At 65.7% G+C, this 14,482-nt stretch carries 14 protein-coding genes; 7 read left to right on the top strand and 7 right to left on the bottom strand.

Going from position 1 to position 14,482, the window contains the following annotated elements; genetic code table 11:
- Window positions 1-121: 121 nt before the first annotated feature.
- The 5 genes from NHH88_18845 to NHH88_18825 all read left to right on the top strand — a co-directional run bounded on the left by NHH88_18845 (window position 122) and on the right by NHH88_18825 (window position 5,200).
- Window positions 122-1,300 (top strand): acetyl-CoA C-acyltransferase, encoded by a 1,179-nt coding sequence (locus tag NHH88_18845; GenBank protein ID USX11763.1) that lies wholly within the window; start codon window positions 122-124, stop codon window positions 1,298-1,300.
- Window positions 1,301-1,304: 4 nt separating this feature from the next.
- The gene (locus NHH88_18840) at window positions 1,305-3,239 is read left to right on the top strand and encodes an acyl-CoA dehydrogenase (protein USX11762.1); all 1,935 of its coding nucleotides are present in this window, start codon (window positions 1,305-1,307) and stop codon (window positions 3,237-3,239) included.
- Window positions 3,240-3,251: 12 nt separating this feature from the next.
- Complete coding sequence (locus tag NHH88_18835) at window positions 3,252-3,554, top strand: Dabb family protein (GenBank protein USX11761.1); 303 nt, start codon at window positions 3,252-3,254, stop codon at window positions 3,552-3,554.
- A gap of 6 nt (window positions 3,555-3,560) precedes the next feature.
- Window positions 3,561-4,559 carry an NADP-dependent oxidoreductase gene (locus tag NHH88_18830; GenBank protein USX17376.1) on the top strand — a complete coding sequence of 333 codons (999 nt, stop codon included), beginning with the start codon at window positions 3,561-3,563 and terminating at the stop codon, window positions 4,557-4,559.
- Between the two features lie 113 nt (window positions 4,560-4,672).
- Window positions 4,673-5,200, top strand: a complete 528-nt coding sequence (locus NHH88_18825) for a superoxide dismutase family protein (GenBank protein USX11760.1) — start codon at window positions 4,673-4,675, stop codon at window positions 5,198-5,200.
- 248 nt (window positions 5,201-5,448) lie between these two features.
- Here the strand turns inward: NHH88_18825 and NHH88_18820 are convergent, their stop codons facing one another.
- Complete coding sequence (locus NHH88_18820; GenBank protein USX11759.1) at window positions 5,449-6,528, bottom strand: tartrate dehydrogenase; 1,080 nt, start codon at window positions 6,526-6,528, stop codon at window positions 5,449-5,451.
- A gap of 112 nt (window positions 6,529-6,640) precedes the next feature.
- Here NHH88_18820 and NHH88_18815 point away from each other — a divergent pair, with 112 nt between their 5' ends.
- A complete protein-coding gene (locus NHH88_18815; protein USX11758.1) occupies window positions 6,641-7,576 on the top strand; it encodes a LysR substrate-binding domain-containing protein in 936 nt (311 codons plus the stop codon).
- Window positions 7,573-8,010, top strand: a complete 438-nt coding sequence (locus NHH88_18810) for a GNAT family N-acetyltransferase (protein USX11757.1) — start codon at window positions 7,573-7,575, stop codon at window positions 8,008-8,010. The genes NHH88_18815 and NHH88_18810 overlap by 4 nt, the downstream gene beginning before the upstream one ends.
- Window positions 8,011-8,027: 17 nt before the next feature.
- On the opposite strand, the gene NHH88_18805 is transcribed toward NHH88_18810, so the two are convergent.
- The 6 genes from NHH88_18805 to NHH88_18780 are packed head-to-tail and all read right to left on the bottom strand — an operon-like array spanning window position 8,028 to window position 14,480.
- Window positions 8,028-10,562, bottom strand: coding sequence for a hypothetical protein (locus NHH88_18805; protein USX11756.1), 2,535 nt, complete (start codon window positions 10,560-10,562; stop codon window positions 8,028-8,030).
- The gene (locus NHH88_18800; GenBank protein USX11755.1) at window positions 10,559-11,224 is read right to left on the bottom strand and encodes a tetratricopeptide repeat protein; all 666 of its coding nucleotides are present in this window, start codon (window positions 11,222-11,224) and stop codon (window positions 10,559-10,561) included. Before NHH88_18800 ends, NHH88_18805 begins: the two co-directional genes overlap by 4 nt.
- A complete protein-coding gene (locus NHH88_18795) occupies window positions 11,221-12,534 on the bottom strand; it encodes a glycosyltransferase (GenBank protein ID USX11754.1) in 1,314 nt (437 codons plus the stop codon). The genes NHH88_18800 and NHH88_18795 overlap by 4 nt, the downstream gene beginning before the upstream one ends.
- Window positions 12,528-13,379 carry a hydrolase 1, exosortase A system-associated gene (locus NHH88_18790; protein ID USX11753.1) on the bottom strand — a complete coding sequence of 284 codons (852 nt, stop codon included), beginning with the start codon at window positions 13,377-13,379 and terminating at the stop codon, window positions 12,528-12,530. The genes NHH88_18795 and NHH88_18790 overlap by 7 nt, the downstream gene beginning before the upstream one ends.
- Window positions 13,369-14,232, bottom strand: a complete 864-nt coding sequence (locus tag NHH88_18785; GenBank protein USX11752.1) for a hydrolase 2, exosortase A system-associated — start codon at window positions 14,230-14,232, stop codon at window positions 13,369-13,371. Before NHH88_18785 ends, NHH88_18790 begins: the two co-directional genes overlap by 11 nt.
- Entirely contained in the window at window positions 14,229-14,480 is a 252-nt protein-coding gene (locus tag NHH88_18780) for an acyl carrier protein (GenBank protein ID USX11751.1), read from the bottom strand. The genes NHH88_18785 and NHH88_18780 overlap by 4 nt, the downstream gene beginning before the upstream one ends.
- Window positions 14,481-14,482: the final 2 nt, after the last annotated feature.

Genomic DNA, 14,482 nt, shown 5'->3' with positions numbered 1-14,482 from the left:
TGGCCGCCGAACCTTACGTCATGCTTGCTTCAAACTTACGCGAAACTGACAAATTGAATTAAGAACGGTCGTACTAAATATGCTATTCTGGCCCGATTAAAATAATCCACAGGAGATTCCCATGATAGATGCCGTCATCGTTTCGACCGCCCGCACCGGGCTAGCCAAATCCTGGAAGGGCGCGTTCAACATGACGCACGGCGCCACCCTGGGCGGCCACGTGTTGCAGGCGGCGATCGCCCGCGCCGGCATCGAGCCCGGCGAGGTCGAGGACGTGCTGGTCGGCTGCGCCAATCCGGAAGGCGCCACCGGCGGCAACATCGCGCGCCAGATCGCGCTGCGCGGCGGCTGCCCGGTCACCACCGCCGGCATGACCATCAACCGATTTTGCTCGTCGGGCCTGCAAACCATCGCCACGGCCGCGCAACGCATCATCGCCGGCGAGGGCGACATCTATGCCGCCGGCGGCGTCGAGTCGATCTCCTGCGTGCAGCAGGAAATGAACACCCATATGTACAAGGAAGTGTGGCTGTCCGAACACAAGCCGGAATTGTATTGGCCCATGTTGCAGACGGCCGAGACGGTCGCCAAGCGCTACAACATCAGCCGCGAGCGCCAGGATCACTACGGCGTGCAAAGCCAGCAGCGCGCCGCCGCCGCCCAGGCCGCCGGCCTGTTCGACGCCGAGATCGTGCCGATGACCACGGTGATGGGCGTGGCCGACAAGGAATCGGGCATGTTGCTGAGCCGCGAAGTGACGATCTCGGCCGACGAAGGCATCCGCGCCGACACCACCTACGAGGGCGTGGCCAAGATCCGCAGCGCCGTGCCGGGCGGCGTCATCAGCGCCGGCAACGCCAGCCAGTTCTCCGACGGCGGCTCGATGTCCATCGTCATGAGTGCGCAGACCGCCGCCGCCAAGGGACTGGCGCCGCTGGGCATCTTCCGTGGCTTCGCCGTGGCCGGCTGCGAACCGGACGAGATGGGCATCGGCCCGGTGTTTGCGATTCCCAAGCTGCTCAAGAAGGCCGGGCTCAAGGTCGAGGACATCGGTCTGTGGGAATTGAACGAGGCCTTCGCCGTGCAGGTGCTGTATTGCGCGGACAAGCTGGGCATTCCGATGGACCGCCTCAATGTCAACGGCGGCGCCATCGCCGTCGGCCATCCCTACGGCGTGTCGGGCGCGCGCCTGACGGGCCACGCGCTGCTGGAAGGCAAGCGGCGTGGCGTCAAATACGTAGTGGTGACGATGTGCATCGGCGGCGGCCAGGGCGCGGCCGGCCTGTTCGAAGTGGTGTAAGCCCATGGCATCGAAACTGCTGTCGCGCCGCGACATCGACTTCATGCTGTACGAATGGCTGGACGTGGAATCGCTGACCCGGCGTGAGCGCTTCCAGGACCACAACCGCGAAACCTTCGACGCCGCCATCGACACGGCCGAGCAACTGGCCGCCGATCTGTTCGAGCCGCACAACAAGAAGAGCGACAGCCAGGAGCCGCACGCGGTTCCCGGCGAGCACTGCCTGAACGTCAAGATGATTCCGGACGTGAAGGTGGCGCTGGACGCCTACTCGGCGGCCGGCCTGATGGCGTCCGGACAGGACTACGAGCGCGGCGGCATGCAATTGCCGTGCGTGGTGGAAAAGACGCTGGCGTGCTACTTCACCGCCGCCAACGTCAGCACCACGGCCTACACCTTTCTGACCACCAGCAACGCCGGCACCTTGCTCAAGTGCGGCACGCCGGAGCAGGTGCGGCGCTTTGCCGATCCGATGTTCGCCGGCCGCTACTTCGGCACCATGTGCCTGTCCGAACCGCAGGCCGGCTCAAGCCTGTCCGACATCACCACCCGTGCCGAGCCCGATCCAATCGACGGCGTCGATGGCGAGCGTCAGTACCGCCTCAGCGGCAACAAGATGTGGATCACGGCCGGCGAGCACGAACTGTCGGACAACATCGTGCACTTGGTGCTGGCCAAGATACCCGGTCCCGACGGCAAGCTGATCCCGGGCGTGAAAGGCATCTCGCTGTTCATCGTCCCCAAGTTCCTGATTAACGAGGACGGCAGCGCGGGCGAGCGCAACGACGTCGTGTTGGCCGGCCTGAACCACAAGATGGGCAATCGCGGCGCCACCAACTGCCTGCTCAACTTCGGCGAGGGCAAGTTCAAGCCGATGGGCAAGGGCGGGGCTGTCGGCTATCTGGTCGGCACCGCCCACCAGGGACTGGCCAATATGTTCCACATGATGAACGACGCCCGCATCAGCGTCGGCCTCGGCGCGGCTGTGCTCGGCTACACCGGCTATCTGCACGCGCTGGACTATGCGCGCAACCGTCCGCAGGGCCGTCATCCGGCGCAGAAGGACCCGGCCCAGCCGCAGCTGACCATCATCGAACACACCGACGTGCGCCGCATGCTGCTGGCCCAGAAGGCGTATGTCGAAGGCGCGCTGGCTCTGGTGCTGTATTGCTCGCGCCTGGTCGACGAGCAGCGCACCGCCGAAACGCCGGAAGCGCGCGAACATGCCGGACGCTTGCTCGATTTCCTCACGCCGGTGACCAAGTCGTGGCCGTCGCAGTGGTGTGTCGAGGCCAACAGCCTGGCGATCCAGGTGCACGGCGGCTACGGCTACACGCGCGAGTACAACGTCGAACAGTTCTATCGCGACAACCGCCTCAACGCCATCCACGAAGGCACGCACGGCATCCACGGCCTGGACTTGCTGGGTCGAAAAGTAGCGACGCAGGACGGCGCGCTGTTCAAGGCCTTCGGCGCCGAGCTGCGGCGCACGGTGCGCAAGGTACGCGGCGGCGTGGGTGCGCCGGGCGCGGTAAACGCGGCCAATGCCGCCAGCGCGCAACTAACGGCCGAAGCGGCCAACGACATCGCCGCCGAACTGCTGGCCCACGCGGACGCGCTCGATACGGCATGGCAGAGAGTGGAAGAAGTAACGCAGAGGCTGTATGCTGTCGGCGACATGAACAAGACGCTGGCCAACGCCAGCGCTTATCTGGAGGCGGTCGGCCATGTGGTGCTGGCGTGGATCTGGCTCCAGCAGGCGTTTCTGGCGGCGCGTGCGCTTGCCGACGCCAATGTGTCGGACGTCGATTTTTATCGCGGCAAGCTGCAGGCTTGCCGCTTCTTCTACCGTTGGGAGCTGCCCAAGGTGGCGCAGCAGCTGGAGCTGCTAGCCAGCGTGGACACCACCACGCTCGATATGCAAGACGCGTGGTTTTAACAAGGAATAATAATGCTGAAACACATCGTAATGTGGAAATTGAAAGAACACGCCGAAGGCGGCGACCGTGCCACCAATGCCGCCAAGATGAAGGCGATGCTCGATGGTTGCGCCAATCTGGTGCCGGGCATCCTGAAGTTCGAGGCGGCGCTGGCGCAGCCGGGCCTGGAGGCGACTTACGATGTGATTCTGTATTCCGAGTTCACCGACAAGGCCGCGCTGGACGCGTATCAGGAGCACCCCGACCACGTCGCCATCAAGCCGTTCTTCGGCGCCGTGCGCGATCAGCGCCAATGCATGGATTACGAGGTCTGAATGGATATTCCTTCGACCTACCAACGTCTAGTTTTGGCTTCGCGTCCGCGCGGGCCGGTGCTGCCCGAGAACTTTCGTCTGGAAACCGTGCCGGTGCCCGAGCTGGACGACGGCCAGGTCTTGATCCGCAATCACTATCTGTCGCTCGACCCGTACATGCGCGGGCGCATGAGCGCGTCCAAAAGCTACGCCGATTGCCAGGCGCTGGATGAAACCATGATCGGTGGCACGGTCGGCCAGGTGCTGGCGTCGCGCAACGAACGCTATCGCGTCGGCGACTTCGTTGGCGGCGTGCTCGGCTGGAGCGAGATGGGCGTCTCCGACGGCGCCATGCTGCGCAAGCTCGATACTTCCGGTATTCCTTTGTCGGCCTATCTCGGCGCGGTCGGCATGCCCGGCATGGCCGCATGGTACGGCTTCAACCAGATCATGGCGTCCAAACCGGGCGAGACGATCGTGGTCTCGGCCGCCAGCGGCGCGGTCGGCAGCGTCGTCGGACAGTTGGCCAAGTTGCGCGGCTGCCGCGCGGTCGGCATCGCCGGCGGGGCGGACAAATGCGCCTATGTGGTCGATGAACTGGGCTTCGACGCCTGTGTCGATTACAAGGCGGGCAATCTGGAAAAGGATCTTGAGGCGGCCACGCCCGATGGCATCGACGGTATTTTCGAGAACGTCGGCGGCGCCGTGCTGGACGCGTCGCTGGCGCGCACCAACGCCTTCGCGCGCATCGCCTTGTGCGGCATCATCGCCGGCTTCGCAGGCGCCGATCTGTCGATCAAGAATTCACGCCTGCTGCTGATCAACCGTTTGACTTTGCGCGGCTTCATCATCACCGAGCACATGGACTTTTGGTCGCAGGGCTTACAGGAGTTGGGCGCGCTGGTGGCGGATGGAAAACTCAAGTACCGCGAATCGGTGGCCGAAGGCTTGGCGTCGGCGCCGGACGCGTTCATCGGCCTGTTGGAAGGGCGTAATTTCGGCAAGCAACTTGTCAAGCTGGTTTGATGGGTGAATTGTTTCACACACTCTACATTACTACTGTTGTCGAAGCGACCAAACCGGCGTAGCCTAGACCCTGCTTGACGTATCCGAAATACACTCTTGAAAATAGGAAATATATGAAGAAGATCGCCGTAGTGAGCTGCATGATGAGTTTGTCCCTGATGGCGGCATCGACCGCGTTTGCCGCGACCACCAGCGCCGAGGCGCCGTTGAAGGCAACCGCCGGCAACAAGGTCACCGGCGTGGTAAGTTTCGAACAAGGGAAGGACAGCTTGCGCGTCAAGGCGCGCGTCGAAGGACTGACGCCAGGCTTGCACGGTTTCCACATTCATGAGAAGGGTGATTGCTCGGCGCCGGACGGCACCAGCGCCGGCGGTCACTTCAACCCCTCTACGACGACGCATGGCGATCCGGCCAAGCCCATGCACCACGGCGGCGACTTCGGCAACCTGAACGCCAACGACAAGGGCGTGGCCGAGCTGGATGTGTCGGTGCCGCTGACCCAGATCAACCTGACCGACGGCAACCCGGCCAACGCGGTCGGCCGCTCGGTGATCGTCCACGCCGCGCCGGACGACATGGTCACGCAGCCGACCGGCAATTCCGGTGCGCGTCTGGCCTGCGGCGTCATCGCAGCAAAATAAGTCGATTGGCGCGGAGAGCGGCCATGCATGGGCCGCTGGCCTGCATGCATGGCGGATTACGGCGTGCCGCCTCTTAAGGCCTACGGCAGTAGGCCGCCTCTTCGATGGGCCCCCGGGGCGGTTAGCGGGCCTCGCCCGCTAATCCGCCCTACGTGTTTCCCAGGAATCGGCACGGCGCGTTACCTCGGATCCACGTAGGGCGGATTAGCGTAGCGTAATCCGCCACAGCGCCGCCCGAGGCCCAACAATCATCCCAACGCCGCCGCGATCGCCTTACCCGCCGCGGTCGTATCCGCCGTGCCGCCCAAATCCGGCGTCCGCGCCCCATCCTGAATACACGATTCAATGGCCGCCACGATCGCATCATGTGCCGCCCGGTACTTGCCTTCGCCAGCGCCCAAAAAGTCCAGCATCATCGCCCCCGACCAGATCATGGCCACCGGGTTGGCGATATTCTTCCCATAAATATCCGGCGCCGATCCATGCACCGGCTCGAACAACGACGGCCAGGTCCGCTCCGGATTCAGGTTCGCCGACGGCGCGATCCCAATCGTCCCCGTACAGGCCGGCCCCAAATCCGACAAGATATCCCCAAACAAATTGGACGCCACCACCACATCGAAGCGCTCCGGCGACAACACGAACCGCGCGCACAGAATATCGATATGGTACTGGTCGCGCCGGATCTCCGGGTAAGCCCCGCCCATGACGGCAAAGCGTTCGTCCCAATATGGCATGCTGATCGAAATACCGTTCGACTTCGTAGCCGACGTCAGGTGCTTCTTCGGCCGGCTCTGCGCCAGCTCGAAGGCATACTTCAGCACGCGATCGACGCCGGTGCGCGTAAACACCGATTCCTGCAAGACGAATTCGCGCTCGGTCCCTTCGAACATCTTTCCGCCGACGGAGGAATACTCACCCTCGGTATTCTCGCGGACAATATAGAAATCAATGTCGCCCGGCTTTTTGTTCGCCAGCGGACAAGGCACGCCGGGCATCAAGCGCACCGGCCGCAGGTTCACATACTGATCGAACTGGCGGCGGAATTTCAGCAGCGAGCCCCACAGCGAAATATGATCCGGCACCGTCTCCGGCCAGCCCACGGCGCCGAAAAAGATCGCGTCGAAACTCTTGAGCTGTTCGAACCAATCGTCCGGCATCATCTTGCCGTGCAGCGCATAGTAATCGCAACTGGCCCACTCGAAGTTGGTCCACTCGATGCCGATCTCAAAGCGCTTCGCCGCCGCCTCGACCACCCGTATGCCTTCGGGCATGACTTCCTTGCCGATGCCGTCGCCAGCGATGACTGCGATTTTGTGTGTTTTCATGGGGTTGCTCCTCTGTTAGCCGATGACTGCCAGCATAACGCGCCCGGTCTCGTTTAAAATGTGGCTAATTGTGATCTCATAAAACACGCTAAGTGAATAATCCCCTTGAATAATGACCTCGAATAAGAATATCGAGAACAACGACCTGCGCGTGTTCGCCACCGTCGTGCGCAAGGCCAGCTTTGTCGCCGCCGCCGAGGAGCTGGGCATGTCGCCGGCCTACGTCAGCAAGCGGATCGGCATGCTGGAAGAGGCGCTTGGCGTGCGCCTGTTCCACCGCACCACGCGGCGGGTGGTCGTCAGCGACGACGGCGAGCAGGTGTACGCGCGCGCGCTGACGATACTGGCCAGCCTGGACAGCCTGTTTGACGAGGTGGCCGAGCGGCAGGGCGTGCCGCGCGGGCAGCTGCGCGTCAGCAGCAGCTTCGGCTTCGGGCGCAACGTGGTCGCGCCGGCGATCGCCAGGCTGACGGCCGACCATCCGGCGCTGCAGGTGCGGTTCGAGGTGTTCGACCGCCTGGTCGACATCGTCAGCGAGGGTTTCGACATCGACGTCCGCATCGGCGACGAGATCGCGCCGCAACTGATCGCGCGCCGGCTGATGACCAATCACCGCATCCTGTGCGCGTCGCCCGCCTATCTGGCGCGGCGGGGCACGCCGGAAACCCTGCGCGAGCTCGAGGCCCATGATTGCCTGCCGATCAAGGAGCGCGACCTGCCGTTCGGCGTCTGGCGCCTGCGCAGTGCGGAGGAGGAGGGCGTGGTCAAGGTGAACGGCCCGCTGTCGACCAACCATGGCGAGATCGCATTGCAATGGGCGGTGGCCGGCGCCGGCATCGTGCTGCGTTCGCGCTGGGATGCGCAGGCTTATCTGGACCGGGGCCAGCTGGTGCAGGTTTTGCCGGCGTACACGCAGGAAGCCAATGTCTGGGCGGTCTACCCGCAACGGTTGGCCAGCTCGGCCAAGGTGCGCGTGTTCGTGGACTTTCTCGAACAGCATCTCGCGTGCGACAATCCAGGCTTATTCAACCAGATGCCACGCGAATGAGCAACCACGCACAATACGATATCCGTTTCGGAGACTGGAGCACCCTCAACGCGGACGCCAAAACCATCCGATTTGAAGTCTTCGTCGAAGAGCAAAAGGTTCCTGCCGAGCTTGAGATGGACCACATGGACGCGGTCTGTCTGCACGCCGTCGCCTATGACGCCGCCGGCATTCCGGTTGGCACCGGCAGGTTGCTGCCGGACGGCCACATCGGCCGCATGGCGGTGCGCAAGAGCGGGCGCGGCACGGGCGTCGGCGGCGCCTTGCTGCAAGGGTTGATGGCGCAAGCCAAGGCACGGGGCGACCGGCAAGTGGTGCTCAGCTCGCAGTCGCACGCCGCACCGTTTTATCAGCGCCACGGCTTCAAGATCGAAGGCGGCGAGTTCTTCGAGGCCGGTATCGCGCACATCAATATGCAGTACAAGTTCGATTGATTCGTTTACGTCGATGATCACGTGTCTCTCGGGCGATTCATAATTCTCCGGCGCGGCCGCATCAACCCTGCCGCCAGCACCAGGAAGAACAACAACTGCACTTTGGGCACATCGAACAGGCTATCGAAGACGCCCACCACGAGCGCCCCGGTCAGCGCTGCCAGGAACACCGCCGCGTCCACCCGGCCATGCCAGGCACTGCCCGCCATCCGCCAGGCAGCGTAGAGCAACAGCAATCCCATCGCCACCGCCCCCAGCCAGCCCTGCTCGAAGTAGGTGTGGATGTAAAAATTCTTGATATGCCAAGGCAAGTGATCCCGGTCGCTGGTGAAGAACCACCCGGCCTGCCCACCCGTAAAATCGCCATTGCGCAGCAGCTCCGGCCCGCCATCGCGCGCGCGCACGCTCACGTTGTCGATATCGACCACGCCATCCTGGTCGCCGCTGGCCAGTTCCAGCTGCACCGGTGCCTGTGCGCCCGGTATGCGTCCCAGTAAGCCTTGCCGCTGACCCATCCCCGCGCTGTAAAAGTCCAGCTCAAAGTGCTGCCAGCGATCATCGGCTGCCGTCAGCCTGATTCCGGGCGACACGCATGTCTGCGGATAAAGCAGCCATCGCTCGCACACCGCCATCCAGACGACGGCCTTGGGATCGCTGCGTTTGACGTCCAGCGAAATGCGGTAGTTGGTATTCGGCTCCAGGCGCAGGTGCTGTATGTGGCGCAGCACGTCGCTGTAGCCGCGCGGATGGACCGGCGCGGCCAGTCGCAGGTAGTTGTTGCCGACGAGATCGGTCTCGTAACGGAAGCTGCCCGGACGTATGCCAAGCATGTTGCCCCAGTAATAGGTGCGCGGATAACTCCCCAGCCCGGCGCCGAGCAAGGTCGTCGGCACGTCGCCCCGCATCATGTGCAGGGCCTCGTCCCAATGGCGGGTGCGCAGCTCCCAATCCTGCGCGACGGTGCTCATGCGCTCGCCCATGTAAGAGCTGCCCAGCACCGGAATGGCCATCGCCAGCAGCGCCGCCGCGCCCGCGCCGAAGGTCACGCTGGCGCGGCCGATGTGCCACAGTGGTTGGTGAACTGACAGACTCATCACGCATATAACGCAGCTCAGCCCGACCACCCAGGCCGCGTCCAGCGCGGCCTGCATGCCGCCCCAGTGGCGCGCCACCAGCAGGCAGGCGATCGCTAGCGCCGGGTAGGTGCCCAGCGCCAGCGCCGTGGCCTGCTGGCGCCACGCGCGCGGACCGGCGAGGGCGCTCACGCCCGCCAGTCCGATGGCGAAGGCGGCAGCCGCCAGCGACAGATAGGGCGCCTTCGCCCAGCCCGGCATGGGGAGCTTGCGCAGTGCGACGAACAGGGCCAGGTCCAGCAACAACAAGGCGGCGGTGGCCGCGCCAGCCCACAACAAGTAGCGAGGCTGCAGCACGCGGCCGGCGGCGCGCGGTAGCCCACCCGTCAGCAAGGTCGCGCTTAGCAGGATGAGCAAGGCGCCCAGCGTGCGGTAGCCGCCGGTGGCGAACGAACGCATCAGCAACACGCTGATCACGGCGTGCAACACCGCGACGGCCGCCAGCACGCCCGGCCGAAGCTTGCCGGCGGCCAGTTGCGGACCGCAGACCAGCGCCCCGATGACGACGCCGGAGCCGGCGTACGCCAGCCAGACGTCGCGCGAGAAAGTGGTGAAACCGGTGAATAGGCCCATCAGCAGCAGCGCCAGCGCGGCGCCCAACTGCCAGCGCCGGGCTTTGCCCAGCAGCCAACAGGCCACGAACGGGAAGCTCAGGGCCAAAAAAGCGTCGAGCGCGGCGCCGCCGGTGTGCATGGCCGAGAACGACGCCGTCGGCCGGTAGTCGGTGGAAAAGTTGAGCAGGCCGGGAAACAGCCAGCGCTCCCAGCCCTGGATCAGGGCCGTGCAGAACAAACCGAGCAGCATGCCCGGCACCAGCAAGGTGCGCAACCGCGACAGCTCCGGGCCTACGCTGCGGGTCAGCAGCGGCAACAACACCAACGCCCACGCCAATCCCTTGGCCACGCGCAGGCTGTTGTAGTGGCTGTTGTAGCTGGCGAAGGCGTTCAGGTCCAGCGGCGGGAGCGGGAGCAGGCCGCGCACGGCGGCGATGGCGGTGGTGGCGGTCACGGCGGCCAGCAACAGTTTGGCGATGGTCGGCAGCTTGCCGGTGCGATGGCAGGGCGCCAGCCGCCAGTAGCCGACCGCCGCGGTGGCCAGCAGCATCAGATCGATTTCATCGACGTAGAGCCAGCCGGTCCAGGCGCCCAGGTCCAGCCACGGCAGCGCGGCCGGCACCAGCAGCAGCCATAGCGCCGGGCGCCACCACAGCAGCGCCGCGTAGGCGGCGACCGCCAGCGTGGCCGCCAGCGGCCAGAACGGATAGTGCGGCAGCAGCGCTGCCAGCAGCGCCAGCGGGATCAGCGCGAGCAGGCGCCACAGCACGATCCTGGCGCCGCCGACCGATGGCTGGCGCGTCACGCCCCCGGCCGTGTCGGCGGCCGTTCCGCCGACAACATGGCCGGCGGCGGGCTCGTTCATGGCGCCGGGTCCTGCCATTTTCCGGCCGTCACGAGTAGCTGCTTGAGGCCTGGCAGCGGGAAGCCGAGCGCATAGGCCTTGTGCGCGTATTCATTGGCTTCCTTGAATTGCTTGGTCTTGTAGTACACCAGGCCGAGGTTGTAGTTATAGGTCGGGTCTTCGGGCGCCAGCGCCACCGCCTCGCGCAACTGGTCGCGCGCCATGTCGAGCTTGCCCAATGCCATCAGGTAGGTGGCGTAGGTGGCGCGCACGGCCGGATCGGCCGGCTGGAATTCCATCGCCCGCACGAAATAGCATTCGACCGGGAACTGGGCTCCGGGCAATTGCGTGACCTTGTCGCGCACGCCCACGCGCGCCATCGTCGCCAGCGCGCGCGGATGGTTGGGGATGGCGCGCAAGGTGTAATCGATGTCGCTGCCGAGCGGGCCAGTGGCGCCGCGTATGCCTAGTTCCACCTCTTCGGGGAAGTGGTGCGGCTCGACCATGGCGATATTCTGGACATTGCCCGGATCGTTGTAGTCGAAGGGGCCGAAGGAGTTGGCGATCTGCCCGCACAGTTTCTTGGGCGCGGCCTGGGATGGCGTTGCCATGCCGGCCAGCAGCAGCGCGGTGAGCAACGGCGTCAGCAGCCGAGCCGGCAGGGATGGTGACGTGCGGTTCATGCCGCCGCCGCCCCGGCCTTGAACGCCACCGGGGCACCGGCCACATCGTCCAGCAATTGGGCCAGCACGGCGCTGCGCGCGTGGCGGGAATGAGCGGCGACCACGGACGCCGGCGGCAATGGCGCCTTGCCTTCGCGCACCAGCGACAGGAAACGCGGCAGTGTTTGCATGATGTCCTCCTCGGAGTCGAGCGCGGCGATCGTGTCGATGCCGGACGCGCGCAGGGTGGCGGCGGTGTCGCCGCCGGCGTCGGTCAGCGCCAGGATCGGGCGGCTGGCGCGCATGTATTCGTATAGTTTGGCCGGAATCTGGTGGTTGCAGTTCGACGCCTGCAGTATCAGCAGCGCGTCGACGGTGAGCATTTCCGTCAGCGCGGCGCGGTAGGGCTGGTGCGGGGCGATGGTGACCATGTCCTCCAGTCCGTGGGTCGCCAGCAAGCCGGCCAGGAAGGCGTCGTGACCGGTGGCACGCAGCACCAGCTTCAAGGTGGCCGGGCCGATCAGTCCCTGGCGCCGCAGCGCGGCCATGGCGGCGAACAAGGGCGCCGGGTCGCGCTCGGACGGATAGATGACGCCGCTGTGCAGCAGCACCAGCGGACGGTCGGCGGACGGTGGTGGCGGGCTTGTGGCGCCGATGGCGCCATTGCGCTGGGCGTCGATGAAATTTTCCTCGTCGTAGCCGTTCTCCACCAGACGGAAGCGTTCGGCGGGCAGGTGCGGGAAGCGTTGCCGGTAGGTCTGGATCGCGCCCGGCGTGGTGCACACGGCCACCGTGCAGCGCTCGACGGTGCGCCGTTCTATCCACAGGTAGACCTTGCGCGTGAGCGGATTTTCCGGATAGCCGATATCGGTCATCGGGTCGCGCAGGTCGGCCACCCACGGCAGGCCCGACAGGCGCTGCAGCACGTAGGCGATCAGGTGGGCGGTGGCGATCGGATAGGTCGACCACAGCACCTGCGGACGATGTTGGCGGATCAGCCGCAGCCCGGCCGGCACCGCGCCCAGCAGCCACGACACCCAGCGGTCGGGCAGCGCCATCAGGCTCGAGTAGCGGCCGCGCAGCGACAGGTGGCGCGCCGTGTCGAGCGCGAAGGCGCGGCACACTGGCACGTCGGCGGGGATCTCGCCCATCTGGTCGTCACCGGGATTGCTGTAGGCGCGCGGATGCGCCGACAACAGCACCGGCTTCCAGCCCCATTCGGGCAGGTATTGCGAGAACTTCAGCGTGCGTTGAATACCGCTGCTGCCGCGCATCGGCGGGTAGTGGAAGGCGATCATCAACACTTTTTTGGACGTTGCCGTCTCTACCATGTGTGCACCCAGTTTGCAGTCCAGTCGGCGACCTGGTCGCGCCATGCGCGACGGGAAAAAGTGTGGTCGGCTTCGTCGAGTTCGTGTCGTGTGGTGCCCGCCCGCTTCAGCAGGTTTTGCCATGCGGGGGACGCGTCGGCCAGGTCGGTGAATTCCCTGGCCGTCAGGTCGGCGCCGCTGAGGATCAGCAGCACCGGTCCCTTGAAGCGCGACCAGCTCGCCAGCATGCGCGAGGGCAGGTCCGCCGGTGGGGCGTCGGCTTCGGCCTGCGGCTTGCCGCTGGCCCCGCTGGCCGCCAGCAGTTGGCGCAGCGAGCGCCAGGCGGCGCCGGCGTCGAACTGCCCGCTGAACAGCTTGCGCCACAGTTCGCCCTGCAACAGGCGGCCACGGTAATAATGCTTGAGCGTGGCGCGCGCCGCGCCCGCTTCGGTGCGCACCCAGGGGTTGAGCAGCACCAGGCCGCGCACGCGGGCGTCCTGGCCGGCGTAAAACAGCGCCGCCGAGGCGCCGTCGCACAAGCCCCACAGCACCACCTCGCGCATGCCAGGCACTGCCGTCATGAAATGATCGACCGCCGCGCGCACGTCGAGCTCGACATCGCTGAAGTCGCGCTGCGCGCCTTCGCTGTCACCCATGCCGCGATAGTCGAAGCGTTGCACCGGGATGCCGCGCGCCGCCAGCGTGCGCGCCAGCAGGGTGAACTGGCGGTGGCTGCCGGCGCGGTATTGCGGCCCGCCGACAATGATCAGCACGCCGCGCGGCGACGGCTGCTCCGGCAGGCTGAGCACGCCGTGAAGCTGTTCACCGCCGCAGCGGAAGGCCACGGCTTGTTCTTCATAGCGCATCGGCGCTCTCCAACGCGAACCACGAGGCCAGCGCGGCGGTGGCCTCCAGCAGTGGTTGGCAGGTGGCGATTTCCTGGCTGCCCCAGAATGCCGGTCCGTCGATCCGGGTCAGGTCGACCTCGACGCCGCGCTCGCGCAGCGCCGCCAGCGCCTTGTCCGTGGCGGGCGACTGCGCGCGCTCCGGCTGGCCGACGTCGAACCAGTGCAGGGCGCAACCGGCGCGGCCGAGCGGCGCCAGCTTCAGGCCGTCGATGGCCAGCGCCAGTTCCGGCGACAGTTCGTAGCCGGCGACTTCCAGCGATTGCCCGGCCGCCAGCATCGTACGCAGGGCGGCGGTGGAATTGTCCGCCGCGCCCGTCGCGCTCATCATCGCGCCGGCCATGCGCAGGCGCAGGAATTGCGTGAGGAAGGTGGCGCCGTCCAGCACGGGCTGCCACAGGATCAGTTGACGCGGCGCATCGGCTTCCGGCGCGTTGGCCGCGTAGTCCATCGCAAGCAGGGCGCCCAGGCGCAGCCCGAGCAGCGCCGGGCGGTTGCCGCTGCGCTGTTCCAGCCAGGCGCTGGCGAGGCCGATATCGTCGCGCCAGCTTTCCCAGCGGGCGTCGGCAAAATCGCCGCTGCTGTCGCCGCATCCGTGCAGGTCGATGCGCAGGGTGGCGATGCCTTGCCTTGCCAATTCCAGCGCCAGCAGGGCGGCCATGCGCCGCGACTTGTTCATTTCCTCGGCGAACGGCGGCACATAGACCAGGGCGCCACGGCAGGCGCCGACGGCCGGCTGGTACAGGCAATAGCGTTGCCCGCCGGCCTGATTGTCTGCCGGCAGAAAGAACGCCTCGGCCGCCCCGTTGTTCATGCCGCCATCATCTTGTCGTTGACGAAGTCGGTCAGGCTGCCGACGGTGGCGAAGGTGTGGGCGCTGATGTCGTCGTCCTCGATGGTGAAGCCGTAGTGCTCCTCCAGCGCGGCCAGCAATTGCACCACGGCCATCGAGTCGAGCTCGGGGATGCTGCCCAGCAAGGCCGAGTCGCGCGTGAGCGCCTGTGCGGACGGCCCCAGGCTCAGTACGTCGCCGAGGATGGTTTTGACGGATTCCAGTTGCATTT

It is taken from the genome of Oxalobacteraceae bacterium OTU3CAMAD1 (assembly GCA_024123915.1).
Taxonomy (GTDB): domain Bacteria; phylum Pseudomonadota; class Gammaproteobacteria; order Burkholderiales; family Burkholderiaceae_D; genus Rugamonas.
This window is presented reverse-complemented; position numbering and strand designations above follow the sequence as displayed.